Source organism: Oleiphilus sp. HI0125 (genome assembly GCF_001635355.1).
Map to the genome: position 1 here is coordinate 1 of NZ_LWGF01001311.1, position 15933 is coordinate 15933.

The window sequence follows — 15933 nt, forward strand, 5'->3', positions numbered from 1 at the left end:
CTGGCACGGGATTACAGCAATTTGCCATGGTCGTCAGCAAGCGACCAACACCACGGATCTGAATATCATCATCTGCTTTCGTTTGCTGACGACGTTGCTTGGGCTCGAACTTCAACTTGAGTTGCTGTTCTTCTGGCGCCAATAAACGTTGTGCCGCATGCGCAACTTGCGTTGGTTTTAAATCACCGGCGCCAATCGCAGCAAACATATCATCCGCATTATCAAATTTGGTTTCTTGCGCTAAATCTTTAAAGGCTAGATCACCAATAGATAGGCGTTTTAATTCATCTTCGAGAATGGCGCGGCCATCTTGGATATTATGGTCACGATCTTGTTGCTTAAACCAATGAACGACTTTGGCACGGGATCGAGACGTTTGAATATACCCGAGGCTCGGGTTCAACCAGTCTCGACTTGGCGCTGGATTGTTGGAGGTTAGAATCTCTACTTGTTCGCCAGTTCTTAAAGGGTACGTAAGCGGAACAATACGACCATTCACTTTTGCACCGCGACAAGCATGACCTACATCGGTATGAACGCGATACGCCAAATCAACGGGTGTTGCACCGTTTGGCAAATCGACGACATGCCCCTTTGGTGTAAACACATACACACGATCGGCGTTGACATCAGCGCTTAAGTGCTGCGCTATTTCTGAAACATCACCGACTTCTTCTTGCCACTCTAGAACTTGGCGCAACCAATTAATTTTGTCTTCGTAGCCAGTCGACCCTGATTTAACGTCAGTTCCCTTGTAACGATAATGCGCACAGACACCTAACTCGGCTTCGTCATGCATCTCTTGAGTACGGATCTGAATTTCCATGACCTTACCGCCAGGACCTACCACAGCGGTGTGTAATGAGCGATATCCGTTTTCTTTCGGGTTCGCTATGTAATCATCAAATTCATAAGGAATGTGTCGCCAAAGCGAGTGCACGACGCCAAGTGCCGCATAACAGTCTGCGACTTTAGGAACCAATATACGGAAGGCGCGAATATCATAAATCTCAGAAAAATCGAGATTCTTACGGCGCATTTTTCGCCAAATGCTGTAAATGTGTTTACTTCGACCAGCCACATCACCTTCGATATGCGCGTTTTCTAATTCACGCTCAATGGTAGCTGTCACATCAACAATAAAGTCGTCACGTGCAATGCGTTTCTCATCCAATAACTTCGCAATTTTTTTGTAGGCACTTTCATGCAAATATCGAAAACTTAAGTCTTCCAGTTCCCACTTGATGTAACCGATGCCTAAGCGATGTGCGAGTGGCGCGTAAATATCAAATACTTCTCGGGCAATACGCTGACGTTTGTCTGGTGTTGCATCTTTCACGGATCGAATCGCGCAAGTTCTTTCGGCTAACTTAATCAATACAACGCGCACGTCATCGATCATCGTGACAAGCATTTTACGCACGTTATCGATCTGACCTTGGTTCTGACCAAGAATTGAACCTTTGAAAGGTTGATGCGTTGAAGAGATGGCAGCCATTTGCGAGACACCATCAATCAACTGCGCGACTTCTTTACCGAAGCCTTTGCGAATTTCCTCGAGCGAGGCTTTTTCTTCTCGAAACGCTCGATAGAGAATGGCGGCAATAATCGCGTGCTCGTCCAAATCGAGTTCCGCCAAAATTTGCGCCATTTCTATGCCAATCATGAAGGTGTCGTGATTGGAGTTACTCCAGTAACGTTCTTCGTGCGACGGCGTTTTACTGTACTCTAGAGCGGCATGGCAAGCTTCACGCACGCGCTCGATCTCATTCAGATTCGTATCACTCTGCAAGTTCTCGAGCCATTGCTCGATCCCTTGTTCAGGTGATAAATCTGCGATGTAATCTTCGCGAACTTTTACCATGCGACATCCATAAGTTTTTATTAATTCGTATCGACTAGTCTTTCACAAACAGCGCGATCGACTCGACGTGTGATGTATGCGGGAACATATCCATAACACCTGCATTCACCAAACGATATCCATTTTCAACAATTACGCCTGCGTCGCGTGCAAGGGTTGCGGGGTTACACGAGACGTACACGATCTTTTTCGCACCAAACTTGGTGAGATACTGACAGACTTCCAAAGCACCCGAGCGCGGTGGATCGATAAGAATCTTATCAAAGCCTTCATGCGCCCATTCTTCTTTCGTGAAGTCCGCCTGTAAATTGGCACCATAGAAGCGCAGGTTATCAAGATCGTTAAGTAAAGCATTTTCCTTGCCACGTACAACCATTGCATCGTCGCCTTCAACGCCCACAACCTCTTTACCTTGCGTGGCGAGCGGCACGGTGAAGTTTCCTAAACCACAGAACAAATCTAAAACACGCTCATCTTTCTGAACATCGAGCCATTCTAGTGCGCGACGCACCATTTGCTTATTGATATCGGCATTAACCTGCGTAAAGTCCATAGGATGAAACGCCAACTTCACTTCTTGCTCATCAGGCGTCGTTAAGGTGTAGTGCAAGCGATCTTCGTCTTTGCCTTCAGACTCCGGCCAAATACGGTGTACGGTATCAACGCCTTTAGGCTGCAAGTAAATATGGAATGCATTATCTCGGCCAAACTGTATCAGCTTAACGGTATCTTCCTCGGTTAAAGGCGCCATGTGTCGCACGACTAGCGCACTCGCATCTTCACCTAAGGCAACCTCAAACTGCGGCAATTCTTTGTATACCGACAAACTTGCCACGAGTGCTCGCAAATCCATTAATCGGTGACCAACAATCGGGTTAAGCACTTCACACTGCTGAATGTCGGCTAAGAAACTATTACGCTTCTCTCTAAAACCAACCAATACCGTGTCTTTTTTCGCTACAAATCGCGCACCTAGGCGTGCTTTGCCGCGATAACCAGTCGTTGGACCGGTCATAGGTTCAATCCATTGTTTCGGCTCAAGATTTCCGAAATGTTCAAAGTGCTGACGCAGTGTATTCTCTTTGAACTTGATCTGAGCATCGGTCTCCATGTGCTGCAAACTACAACCGCCGCAAATCTCGGCGTGTGCACAAGGAGGTTCAACACGCTCCGCTGAGGCGCTGAGTACTTCTACTGTTTTCAACTCATCGAATTTGCCGCGCTTTTCGACATATACCGCAGAGACTTTCTCTCCTGGTAATGCCGCATCAACAAACTGAGTTTTTCCGTCTAATTTGGCAATCCCGCGCCCTTCATGACTTAAGCCTCCAGTAATGTCACATTCAATTGGATCTACAGGAAGCTTTTTTCTGCGTCTTCTCGCCATAATATGTTCAGTCTTCTAAGTAATTAATTGCAGGCTGTCTATTTCGCAAACACGCCTGAAGAGAGATAGCGGTCACCTCGGTCACAAATAATGGCGACAATTACCGCATTTTCAAGTTCTTGATTTAGTTGCAATGCCGCTGCAACAGAGCCACCGGAAGAGACCCCGCAAAAGATGCCTTCCTTCTCAGCAAGCAGGCGCATTGTGTCTTCGGCTTCTTGCTGCCCCATATCAACAATGCGATCGACACGCGTCTCGTCAAAAATAGTTGGCAAGTACTCTTTTGGCCAACGACGAATACCGGGGATCGATGCTTCGTCTTCAGGCTGTAGGCCAATAATCTGAATATCTGGATTCTGCTCTTTGAAGTAACGTGAGCAGCCCATAATCGTGCCCGTAGTTCCCATAGAACTAACAAAGTGCGTAATTTTTCCTTCACTTTGACGCCAGATCTCAGGCCCTGTGCCTTGATAGTGCGCAAGCGGGTTATCTAAGTTGCCAAACTGATTGAGCACTAAGCCCTTGCCCTCAGCTTGCATTCTTAATGCAAGATCACGCGCGCCTTCCATGCCCTCTTCTGAGGTTACAGGAATCAAAGTCGCGCCATAAGCAGACATTGAAGCTTTTCGTTCTTCTGTCGCGTTGTCCGGCATGATCAAAATCATCTTGTAACCCTTGATTGCCGCAGCCATAGCAAGCGCGATTCCAGTATTGCCACTCGTCGCTTCAATTAAGGTATCGCCAGGCTTTATATCACCGCGTTCTTCAGCGCGTTGAATCATGCTCAGTGCGGGACGGTCTTTCACAGATCCTGCAGGGTTATTACCTTCTAGCTTTAATAAAATCGTATTGGACGTATTTCCCGCTAAACGCTGAAGTCGTACCAAAGGCGTTTCACCGACGTAGTCTTCAATGGTTGGAAAGCTCATATCCTTATCTCTTAGGGTCACAGCCAAAAATAATGCGCAATCATACACCTTACGCAATCACAATGCGTGGTAAGATCGGGGCAATAAATAATAATTCAACACTATCGTGGTAGTGATGTGGGCATGAACTCTCTGAATATTAAGTCACGCATACTTTTAACCACCAGCATTTGCTTGGTGACAGCGTCATTAGCGATCACATTTTTTGTCGCACACAGGGCACTTGAGCACCGCCAAAGCAGCTATGAAAATTCAATATATCAGCTGATATTCAGTACAAAGATTGCAATTTCATCTCGACAGCAATACGACCGTACCTACTACCAAGATCAACTAAAAAACCTCTTATTATCGCCCGAAGTCAGCCATCTCACTTTGATTAATGAAGAACGAGCAGTTATCGCGCACGTCGGCGATGACAGCACTCCGCCTATTAATCCAAATAGATTCCCTAATACAGGCACACAGATCATTAGCCTCGGGAACCTAGCCGTATACATCGAAACGCTACCAATGCAGAGCGCTAGTGGCGAACCACAACAATCGTGGCTGATTGCCTTAGTTGATCGGACGAGCCTGCAAGCTCAACAAGAAAAGGTCATCAAAACTGCGGTAATTATTTTTATCTTTTCTAGCTTGATATCAATCCTTATGGCGAAGTATTTACTACAGCAAGTTCGACATGTCATTGCTCGTATTAAAGAGGCTCTGATCTCTGCAAACAAAGGGTCATCGTCTCCCATTTTTCCTCAGCTTGAATCAGAAGATCTCCACGATCATGAGCAATTGCTAACTGAAATTAGCAGTCAAATCTATCGTTATAAAAATGATGTGCGTGAAGAAATTGAACAAAACACGCAAGACTTACGAGAAACGCTCGAAACCATCGAAATTCAGAACGTCGAACTCGATCTAGCGCGTAAAAAAGCGATCAAAGCAAACAAGGCAAAAACAGAATTCTTGGCCAATATGAGTCACGAAATTCGCACTCCGCTTAACAGCATTATAGGGTTCTCAAAAATACTAATGCGCAGCCCTCTCGACATGCAGCAAATGGGCAATTTACGCGCTATTCAAAAGTCATCTGAAGTATTGCTCAGCACCATTAACGACATACTCGACTTTTCGAAAGTTGAAGCAGGCCGTATCGCATTAGAAAAAGAATCGATTTCGCTTTATGAGCTGATTGAAGACGTTGTCGTGATGCTGGCTCCGTCAGCCCATAACAAAGGTCTGGAACTGAATTACCTATATTATGACGACGTTCCTGGAATGCTTGATGGCGACTCGCTGCGCATCAAACAAATCATTGCTAACCTCGTCAATAACGCCATCAAATTTACCGAGACGGGCGAAATCATTGTTCGAGTGATGCTCGATGACAGCTTAAAAGAAGAGACCGACAATTTAAAAATAGCGATAAGCGATACAGGTCTAGGTTTATCAGAGGAAGAAAAGTCATCTATTTTCTCAGCGTTTTCTCAAGCGGATGCCTCAACCGCGCGTCAATTCGGCGGAACGGGACTAGGCCTTAGTATTTGCAGAGGCTTAGTGCACGAAATGGGTGGAACGATTCGTGTTGAGAGTGAATTAGATAAAGGGTCTACGTTCTGGTTTACCCTGCCAATCGAAAATCCTGTTGTGCAGAATCCGAAAGCCACGCATCCTAAGCTCGAAAATCAATCTTGTTATTTATACGAACCGCATCATCACTCTAAGCAAAATATCATTCATACGCTCAATTATTTGAACATTCCCTACCAACAGTTCGATACATTGAAAGAGCTGATTTCAGCAATTGAGCAAGACGGAAAGAACGACACACAAACTAATCGCTTCGCTCTTATCTCATTAAGCGATAAAGAACTCGAAGAAGAATGTATTTACCAAGCTTTTAAATGTGTAAATGCCTTAGACATCAACATTCTTACCTATACCCCATCGCTATTACATTACGACTATAAAATACTGCGACAGATTAGCGTGCATATGACAAAGCCCGCTACCTACACGAATTTATCGCAAAGTTTAGTATCGGCTTTAAACAAAGGCATTACCTCAGACCATGCCGAGGAATATGCTCTGCCTCATTTTGCGAATAATGCGACGATTCTGGCCGTCGATGACAATGAAATGAACTTGAGCCTGGTTAAGGCGCTCGTAAAAGAAATGGGCATTGATATTGATTTAGCCAATAGTGCTGAGCAAGCAATCGATTTATGTAAGAAGCAATATTACCCACTTATTCTGATGGATATTCAAATGCCGGACATGGATGGCATTGAAGGCATGAAGCGTATCAAAACCCTTAGTAATTATTACGATCACAACCAAATCATAGCCCTGACTGCTTTTGCCCTACCAAATGAAAAGGATGCATTCATTGAGCAAGGTTTTGTAGATCTATTGACCAAACCTTTAAACGAGCAAAAACTCGCTGAGACCATTAAAAAGTATCTGCCCGAACTCGCGATTGAAAACCCGGTGCAAGATGAACCGAAAGTTTCCGCTGAAATACAAGCTTTCAATTGGAATGAAGCGGTTTACCTCTGCAATAACAATTCGGAACTCGCGAAAGACTTTACCAATAATCTAATCGCCGTATTGCCCAGCACTCGTTCGGACTTGGAAATGGCAATGGAGAATAACGACACGGAACAACTTGGACATTACGTGCATAAACTGCATGGTTTGAGCTTACTTTGTGGCACCCCAAAGTTAAGACACGCAGTAAAGCAGGCAGAAATCGCCATCAAAACTGAAGAGCCCGCCAATATCGTATTGCTAAAAACACAACAAACCATTCAAGCAATTAATGAGTTAGAGTTTTGGTTTGAAAGCACAGATGACTTTTCAGCCTCACAACAAAACGAGCCCGAGATAACAATAAGCTAAATTAAAAAAACACGACAAGTTCAAGCGCAAACCTTTCGCCGCGTGCTATGATCAATCTTTGTATTTAGTCAGAATTCTGTTGTCTTCGTATGTCATCTAAAACTGTACGGTACGCTCTTCTTCTATCATCCTTTCTCACTCTGAACGCGTGTGGTATTGCCGGTCCAGGCGGAGGCGGCGGCCCCACCTTTAATAAACCCTCTACCGACCCTGCAAGAGATGTAGTAACTGCTGCAATTACTGTTGAAGGCACTGCCAGAATGCATCAACGCGGGTTCTCATCGAACACTGCACCTATTTTGGTGGACGATAACATTCCGTGTGGAAATATCTCTGTTGTTCGGCTCGACTTTGACATGACGGAATTTAATGTGTCATCAAGTTTTCCGGACTACGCCTCAGTAAAACGAGCTGGATTTGGGAAACCAGACGCGCCGGGCTGTAAGTTAGAATTTGAAACCAATTTCGAACCCCAAATTGATCATGTGGTGAGGGTTGAATATCAAAATGGCGACATACTTTATGCTCCATTACGTCGCGTAGAAAGCGAAGACCAATCGATTACTGTAAGTTTCGGCACTCATCTGGCTGTTGAGCGTTTCTTCGACAAGATCAACTCTCGCGATGAATTAAACAAACATCGACCATGCTCTGGCGTCAATCCTGATTGTGAAACGCAACACCGTGCGAAATCGCGTCTGCTTTCATTTATTTCTGATACTGCAAGAATTTATGAATACGACGATTTAATTCAACCAGCCCAAGAAGCAGATGAAGTCCTCGCTTTGTTGCGAGGCGAGTCGGATTTAATGATTCATATTGATACAGCCGTTGGTGAAATCATTCGCGAAGACTCCCCTATCGCTAAAGGTACTGTACGTGAATCTTATGACACGGTGCTAGACCCAGACATCTTAAATGGCGACATTCAAAATCGACTCAGACCAAGTCTGATTTTCAACTCCGTCATTTTTGGCATGGGATTTATTGAAGATATCGACAACGACTCGCGTTACAACAAACTTTTAACACTAAGCACCAACCTTGAAAGTGGTGACGACAGCCAAGCTTTTCCGCAACTCATCAATAACTCTTTTTACCTAGACTATCGTTACGATGAAGTGCTACCAAATATTCCAATGAGAATGTCTACACTTCGCTTCAAAACAACGAATGTCACCGCTACTACAGAACCGAGCCGTCCGGAGAATCGCTATAGCTTTTTAACTTCTTCAGACCAGAATGAAAGTACGCTCGTTAACGGGACACATTTAAGCACACAAGGTTTCTTTTTGAATGACCGTGCAATTGCTCAAATCGTGACCGAACGCAACACTGGGGGCAGTCTGTTATATGGTTACGACTACAACCCTGTGTACTACAAACTCTATCGCGTCAATGAACAAGAGCCTAATACTATTTTAACGGAGCTAGACTTTGAGCCGCCGGTTGATTACGGTGATAGCCCTACTTGGCTCACCGGTGCAGGTTATGGCTTTGCAAGCATTTATGACGTCACTCAGGACAGCGCCACTCAAGAATTTGAACGTGGTGATATTGCTGAAAAACTACGTTATTTCTCTTGGGAGCTTCATGGTTTAAGAACTCCGGAAACAGTGAGTGAAGATGTTATCACAGGAGACTATGACGTTATTGAATTTGGCATTGCAATGGATACCAATACGCTCGACACAGCTCGAAAGCCAGTTCAGGTTACAGCACAATTAAAAGAGTGGAGTTTGAGCGGAAGAAGCGTATCAGAGAGCCAACCTAATTCACCAAGCGATTTTTATCGCACGTGGGAATTAGCGCGAGATAAAGACATGGTCTTTAGCGCAGCACAACAACAGACTGGAGGTTTGAGCGGTAGCCGGAGCCTAGATCTCTACGAAGGCGGCAGCGGCACTCTCGATACTTTTGGATTGCTTACTCTGGGAACAGGCTCTGACCGAGCAATTGGGCATATGACTGAAAATGGCCAGCACTTAGCTTTCACAACCCGCGACACATCAAACAACAGCGCATCACGCAGCCTTATCATCGCCACTAAGGCTCGTAACGATGATATCACCCTAAGCAGCACGCCTCTTGATTTCACATTGAGTGGAAATTATTTCTATATGGATGCAGATAAGCATCGTCTAGCAAATGTAAATGAATCGCGCTTAAGTTTAGAAGAGGACGGCAGCGGCTGCAGGGCAACTCTCGGTTTGCAATCGGTATCGGTCGAGCATGACCTGAGCAGCAGCGGCACGCTTTCAATGCCAGTTATTTCAAGCACGACCAACTATAACAGTGCATCATGCTCACTCGACAAAGGCCAAGTAGAGATAGTCTTCAATATCGGTGGGGATGCGTTAACACTGCGAGGTTTCGCGGCAAGAGAAGATGGCGCGACAGGCAAGACAGTCAAATTAATCAATTTGCTCTGGCTACAGGATAATGCTCTTGGACTAGTGTTCGCACAGTTAGACCAAGATCTTAGTCCGACCTTCGACAATTAGCGCATGAGCAAACCACCAGCGATCACCAAAGAAGCGTTTCGGGATAAGCTGAAACGCGCTTATAAATCTGCAGGTCGCGAAACCATCGAAAAAGCGCTGCTACTCTACTACACCATGCGCGACCCCAAAACACCTACGTGGTGCAAAGGCGTTATCACTGGGGCTCTGGCCTATTTCATTAGTTTTATCGATGGCATCCCTGATCTTACACCCGTACTAGGCTATACCGATGATTTAGGCGTGATGATTGCTGCAATCTCAGCGCTCGCAGGCCATATCACGGACGAAAACAAACAAAAGGCTGCCGACAAAGCGGAACAAATCATTCCATAACAGCTTCTTCACCTTACAGCGGTTGATTCAGATTTCTCGGATCGCTAGACTGCGCTAAAAATAAAAGAAGAGGCATCCGATGTTCAGTTTTTTACCCGGAGTTGTTCGCGGCGTATTGATCGTTCTGATCATTATTCTTAATACCATTGTGTGTTTCCCATTCTTAATGTCGGTGGCACTTCTAAAATTTATTTTGCCACTTTCATTTCTTAGCAAAATTTGCACAAAAATCGCGATCCAAATCGCTACCTTTTGGATTGGAGTAAACAGCAGCCTATTCACTTTATTCCTAAAAATGGACTGGCATGTAACGGGGCTAGATGGGCTAAGCAAGGACGAATGGTATCTTGTTAATTGTAATCATCAGTCTTGGGCCGACATTCCTGTCGTTCAGAAAGTATTTAACCGAAAAATTCCAATGCTTAAGTTCTTCCTTAAGCAAGAACTTATTTGGGTTCCACTGCTTGGATTATGTTGGTGGGCGCTCGATTTCCCATTTATGAAGCGATCAACGCCAGCGCAGATTAAAAAGAACCCTGAACTAGCGGGCAAAGACTTAGAAGTAACGAGAGCAGCATGCGAAAAGTTTAAATATACGCCGGTATCTGTATTCAACTTTATGGAAGGCACCCGCCTAACACCCGAAAAGCACGCAAAACAAGATTCACCTTTTGAACACCTATTAAAGCCCAAAGCGGGTGGCGCCGCTTTCGTATTAGGAAGCATGGGTGAAGTAATGCACACCATGCTAGACGTGACAGTGCTATACCCAAATAGCCCAAAAAATATCTGGGATATGTTTTGTGGAAAGGTCAGCAGAGTGGTAGTGGATATTCGAAAAGTCGACATTCCAAAGCAGTTTTTAGGTAAAGACTATACTAGCGATGCTGAATTCAAGGCTGAGTTCCAAGCCTGGGTTAATGAGCTATGGATCGAGAAAGATCAACATATCGCAAAATTAAAAGCTCAGCACGAATACTAAGGATTAAGAGCAAAACCGATAAGGCCTTACAAAAATTAGTTAAGAAATAGACCTAGCCTTCGCTGGGTCTTTTCATATCAGCACCAAGTAATTCAACCATCAATCCCATTTTAATACATACAATGTGAGTCTATTAACAATGTATCTTATCGAGCTCACGCCCCCTAAATAGCAGAGATCATATGAATAATCTTGTCCAGCACCGCCGTCATGAAACAAAGGTTTGAGACATATAGAGCTGTCTAAAACGATCAGCTACAGACAAATGATCGGGACGTATGAATGCTTGAAGTAAGACAAAGAGCCCAAGCATAGAAGAGACAAGTAAAGTATCGCCGAGTTATCCAATAGGAAAGAAAGAAACTGACATGCTTATAACTTTCATTCGCGTATAAAAAAACCGGATCGCCAAAACGATCCGGTTTTTTTATCTTTGGCTACGTGTTAACGACGCGCTGAGCGACGCAATGCAGCAGATGTAAAGTCTTTGCTTGCAAAGGTCTTGTCGAAGTTATAGCGGCTTGGCTCTTCGTTGACCATACCATTCGCTATGTAACGACCAGATAATAAGTCGTGTACAGACTCAATAGTAGTTAGCGTAATGCTGCGATCATAGAAAGGCTTACTATGCGCTTCGGCATGACGCCATAAGTCGCCACGACCATCATAATGATCAGCAACAGCAATACCCCAAGTATCTTCATTTATGTAAAAAGTACGCTTGGAGTAGATATGACGCTCACCTTCTTTCAAGGTACCCTCAACAACCCAAACACGAGCTAATTCATAACGCGCATAATCGCTATTGAGGTGACCAGGCTTAACAATATCTCCATATGTCAGGGACTTATCATCTAGCTTGAAAGAGTTGCGAGGAATGTACATTTCCTTCTTGCCTAGAAGCTCCCAGTTGTATCGATCTGGTGCACCGTTGTACATATCAAAACCATCAGATGTGCGAAGTCCATCAGCTGCTGTACCCGGACCGTCATACGCCACCTGAGGAGCACGACGAACACGACGCTGACCAGAGTTATATATCCAAGCACGACGCGGTTCAGCAACCTGATCGATGGTCTCGTGCACAAGCAAAACGTTGCCTGCTAAACGAGCTGGCGCCGTAACGACCTGCTTGAAGTAAAACATAACGTTATCGTCTTTGTTCTCAGCAAAGTCTCTCAAATCATGACGTTCAGAAAACTCTTCATAGAATTTTACTGGTTGATAAGTACCACCGGCAGTAGGAGTCACTTGAACAGAGTTACGCTCAAAACTACCACCACGTGCACGCAAAATATGGTTCCAAATAATTTCTAAAGCACTATCTGGAATTGGAAATGGAACAACACCTTGCACATTAGAAAGTGCGTTACCATCTTTAATCAGTTGAGCGTTTGCGGCATTCGCTTTCGCATACTCAACTACATCATCCGTATATGCTGCTGTACGATGAGATGTATAGACAGGGATGGTATAGGTGTCGTAATTGTTGAGCATCGCCTTTTGGCCTTCACTCAACTTATCCGCATATTCGCCAACATTCGCTTTTGAGATCACGAACAAAGGCTTTTCATCAGCAAAAGGGTCAACATAATCGCCGCCAGCTGTGTATCCCGCAGGAGGTGTCGTTAAACCACCTGTCCATGCAGGAATCGAGCCGTCAGCATTGCCGGCTTTTTCTGCACCAATTGGTGTTAGATCACCACCGAGCTCCTTTGCAAACGCTGAGGAGCTAGCAATTGCAGCTGACATAATACCAACTGCTAATAAAGATTTTTTAAGTCTCATTAAATATAACCTCGTTAAATCCGGTTGCGTCCAGACTAGCGATTAACTTAGAAAGAATAAGAAACACTGAGAGATACGTTGTCACGATCACTTAGCGGGTTCAAACGAGTATTTCCGAAGTATGTTGTATAACCTAACTTCGCTTGATATTGATTAAGGTAGTCGGCTGCAACTGAAAGTCCAATGGTTTGACGACCTTCAATAAAGTTCGCACCTGGAGCCGGAGCATAACCATCTACATCGTGAGAATAAGAGAGCGTTGGCGTTAAGTTCACACCAGCGAAGACGTCATTATATGTTAATGCCGCACGCGCTCGATATCCCCAAGAGAAGTCTGTTGTATAACCTTCGGTATCACAAATACCTTGCGGAATCTTTGACTGGCAGTTCGCTAGACCACCACCAGCACCTAAACCCCAATCACCAGTTAAACCGAACCCGGCTTGATCGTAGCGACCATAACGAACCTCATTCACGTCTGGCAAATCATGCACATATGTACCGCCAATCTCTCCCACTAACGCCAAGCGGCTTGCACCCAGAACTTGGTCAATAAATGAAATACCTGTAAATTGGAGCTGCGACACATTATACCGGTCAAAACCTTGTGTGGATTGTCCCGCAAGTGTGGCGAAATCAGCCGGATCTTTTACCCCATTACCATTTGTATCGGTAACACGAGTTTGGAATACCGGAGAGTATGGGTCACCGATTGCACCGAAGAGAAGATCCTGTGAATTAAACTGCAATGGCATGTCTTCTTTAAAACTATATTCACCGCTTAACGACACACCGCCCGGGGTGGTTGTATTGAAGCTAATACCATAAAGTTTAATATCTTCCGCGTATTCAATCTGGTATGCGGCACTAGAAAAATCACCAACAGCGTTCGCTGCTCTACCACTCACGTTAGGAAAACGACTATGATATTGAATGTAATAAAAACCAAATTCAGTATCATTCAATTCTGGAACATACCAGCGCACAGCGGCACCGAACTGATCATTGTCTGGAGGTAGAATATCGCCGTCACGCTCAATAGTCAGATTGCTTAGTTGGTTTTCACTTTGTGGCAATTGGTTTACTGCGTATACCGGACCACAACCGTCTGCAACGTAGTCAACGCTTGAGAAGAACGTGCCACAATCGTCAATGCGTGTCTTTTCATATTCCAATTGGACAAACGCTTCTAGACTAACGTTTTCAGTCAAACCTAACGACGAATACAACATATTTACAGGCAATAAGGCATCTTTGATTTCTGCACCCGGCGCTCTAAATGCTGGTAAATCGACTGGATTGATCACGTTAATACCGTTGATAATGAAGGTCGATTCACCCCAGCTCACAACTTGCTTACCCGCTTTAACGCTTAAAGGCATTTCACCCAAATAGAAGTCAGCAAAAATATACGCATCCATTAGCTCTATATCGGATGCATTATCTTGACCGTCTTTACTCAAAGTACGCGTAGGGTTCACACCATCATTCGCGAACTTCTCGTCCTCAAGCACGAAATCATACCAATAACGCACTCTCGCAAAAGCACCAACGCTATCGCCTTGAATTAAAAAATCAGTACTGCCTTTAATCGTTTCAGAGAAGGTATCGCCTTTCTCGAAGTTCAGGTTACCATCATCACTGTTAATCGAGGCACCTAATGCTTCGTATTTCGCATTTGAAGAGTTTGCACTCTGGCCATAAAAACCATTTCCCAAACCAATATTGTATGGATGGGGATCTTCTAAACGCCAACTCGCACCTGCAGACAAGGTGGTATCAATACTGGCTTCATAATCACCAATGTAGAACTGAACAGCAGAAGTTGGTGTAGAGAATGCAGCCGCAACAGCAAGAGCCAATGGCATCTTACGCATTTGTCGCGACAACTGTATTTTTTTTGTCATCGAACGCTACTCCGTAATTTCAGTCGCAATACTTGCGACGTAGTACTTTTCTAACCTGAGCAGGGGTAAAAAAGGCTAGGAAAATCTTTCATAGTTTTAGTCAGCCTACAACAAGTATTCGCTCGGCAGACTTAGTCCATTAAAAAAAGCATAGACACAATTTTGATATTCGCCCAATTTAAAAAATTTTTTTTTCAATCGCTTACCGAACTTTGTGATCTCGTACGAAAGAAGTCCAAAAAAGGCTCAAAACGAAAAGGGCAAAACACACAATCAGTGAACTAATCCAAAAAAGATTTGCGTAACCTGACTCTTCAACCAACGCAGCAATGACAAAAGCACCAACAAAGCCACCTAAACCAAATCCAAGACTGCTATATAAAGCTTGCGCCCTTCCTTGGTTCTTGGCGTGAAAATGCTCATGCACAAAACGGATAGAAACCGCATGCATAGCACCAAATGAAAAAGCATGAAGCAACTGTGCAATAACGAGCACAAGAACATACTCGCTTGCTCCAGCTATCATCGCCCATCGCAGTGCGCTAAATAAAAGAGCGATGCCCATAATCAGAGGCACTGCATGTTTACGATGCCAATGGTGCATAACAAAAAACAGCGCAACTTCGGCAATAACTCCCAAGGCCCAAAAAATACCAATGCTCAGCTTGTCATAACCGAGTTGCTCCATATACAAACTAAAGTAGGAGTAATAAGCCGCATGTGAAAACTGAAGCAAAAAGCAAATTACGAAAAATAAGTAAGCGCGATTGCGCGTCAGATCTTCACTCAGAGAATGAGATATCTCATGGCCTTGTTGTGCCACTGGCTCATCAAAGCGCATACACGTAGATAACGCGATACCCGACATAATAATTAACAGCGCTATGGGAAATAGCCCAACCCCGCGTTCTTCAAAAATATATCCAAGCGCAATAACCACAACAACAAAACCAATAGAGCCCCAGACTCTGACCAAACTGTAGCGATCAACATCAGCACCCAGGTTATGTAAGGTAATAACTTCAAACTGCGCCAAGATGGCATTCCAAAAAAAGCTGAACGCAATAATCATCAATGCGTAATACCAAAAGCTTTCAGCAAAGAAAAATCCGAGGTAAGAGACCAGCGTTAAAAATGCACCGAGTCTTATTAGCAACAAACGCTTTTGTGTGCGATCTGCGATCAAACCCCAAACATTAGGAGCAATCACTTTCGTCGCCATCAACAAGCCCGTCAGCTGACCGATTTCTGCAGCTGAAAATCCTTCACTTTCTAAAAACAGCCCTAGATAAGGCGCCATCACTCCAAGTAATGCGAAGTATACGAAGTAAAAAACGGAAAGTT

The 15933-nt window shown here is 44.4% G+C and carries 10 protein-coding genes; 4 read left to right on the forward strand and 6 right to left on the reverse strand.

From position 1 onward, the window contains the following. From A3762_RS22550 to cysM, 3 genes are all read right to left on the reverse strand, one after another. A partial coding sequence (locus A3762_RS22550; RefSeq protein ID WP_068757725.1) for a bifunctional (p)ppGpp synthetase/guanosine-3',5'-bis(diphosphate) 3'-pyrophosphohydrolase occupies positions 1–1864 on the reverse strand: 1864 nt, incomplete at its 3' end. A 34-nt stretch (positions 1865–1898) separates the two neighbouring features. Next, the gene (rlmD, locus tag A3762_RS22555) at positions 1899–3251 is read right to left on the reverse strand and encodes a 23S rRNA (uracil(1939)-C(5))-methyltransferase RlmD (RefSeq protein WP_068757727.1); all 1353 of its coding nucleotides are present in this window, start codon (positions 3249–3251) and stop codon (positions 1899–1901) included. Between the two features lie 38 nt (positions 3252–3289). Further along, positions 3290–4180: a cysteine synthase CysM gene (gene cysM / locus A3762_RS22560; RefSeq protein ID WP_068477695.1), complete on the reverse strand. Its 891-nt coding sequence runs from the start codon at positions 4178–4180 to the stop codon at positions 3290–3292. Between the two features lie 123 nt (positions 4181–4303). On the opposite strand from cysM, the gene A3762_RS22565 reads away from it, so the two are divergent. From A3762_RS22565 to A3762_RS22580, 4 genes are all read left to right on the forward strand, one after another. Further along, on the forward strand, positions 4304–7075 hold the full coding sequence (locus A3762_RS22565; RefSeq protein ID WP_082869303.1) for an ATP-binding protein: 2772 nt from the start codon (positions 4304–4306) through the stop codon (positions 7073–7075). A gap of 89 nt (positions 7076–7164) precedes the next feature. After that, the gene (locus tag A3762_RS22570; protein ID WP_068757731.1) at positions 7165–9579 is read left to right on the forward strand and encodes a hypothetical protein; all 2415 of its coding nucleotides are present in this window, start codon (positions 7165–7167) and stop codon (positions 9577–9579) included. 3 nt (positions 9580–9582) lie between these two features. Continuing rightward, a complete protein-coding gene (locus A3762_RS22575) occupies positions 9583–9912 on the forward strand; it encodes a YkvA family protein (protein ID WP_068477701.1) in 330 nt (109 codons plus the stop codon). Positions 9913–9991: 79 nt separating this feature from the next. Continuing rightward, positions 9992–10894 (forward strand): acyltransferase, encoded by a 903-nt coding sequence (locus A3762_RS22580; RefSeq protein ID WP_068757733.1) that lies wholly within the window; start codon positions 9992–9994, stop codon positions 10892–10894. A 444-nt stretch (positions 10895–11338) separates the two neighbouring features. Here the strand turns inward: A3762_RS22580 and A3762_RS22585 are convergent, their stop codons facing one another. From A3762_RS22585 to A3762_RS22595, 3 genes are all read right to left on the reverse strand, one after another. Beyond that, positions 11339–12682 (reverse strand): DUF1329 domain-containing protein, encoded by a 1344-nt coding sequence (locus tag A3762_RS22585; RefSeq protein ID WP_068757736.1) that lies wholly within the window; start codon positions 12680–12682, stop codon positions 11339–11341. A 47-nt stretch (positions 12683–12729) separates the two neighbouring features. Further along, on the reverse strand, positions 12730–14589 hold the full coding sequence (locus A3762_RS22590; protein ID WP_068757738.1) for a DUF1302 domain-containing protein: 1860 nt from the start codon (positions 14587–14589) through the stop codon (positions 12730–12732). A 202-nt stretch (positions 14590–14791) separates the two neighbouring features. Further along, positions 14792–15933 (reverse strand): MFS transporter (locus A3762_RS22595; protein ID WP_156493679.1); only part of this gene is annotated, 1142 nt, incomplete at its 5' end.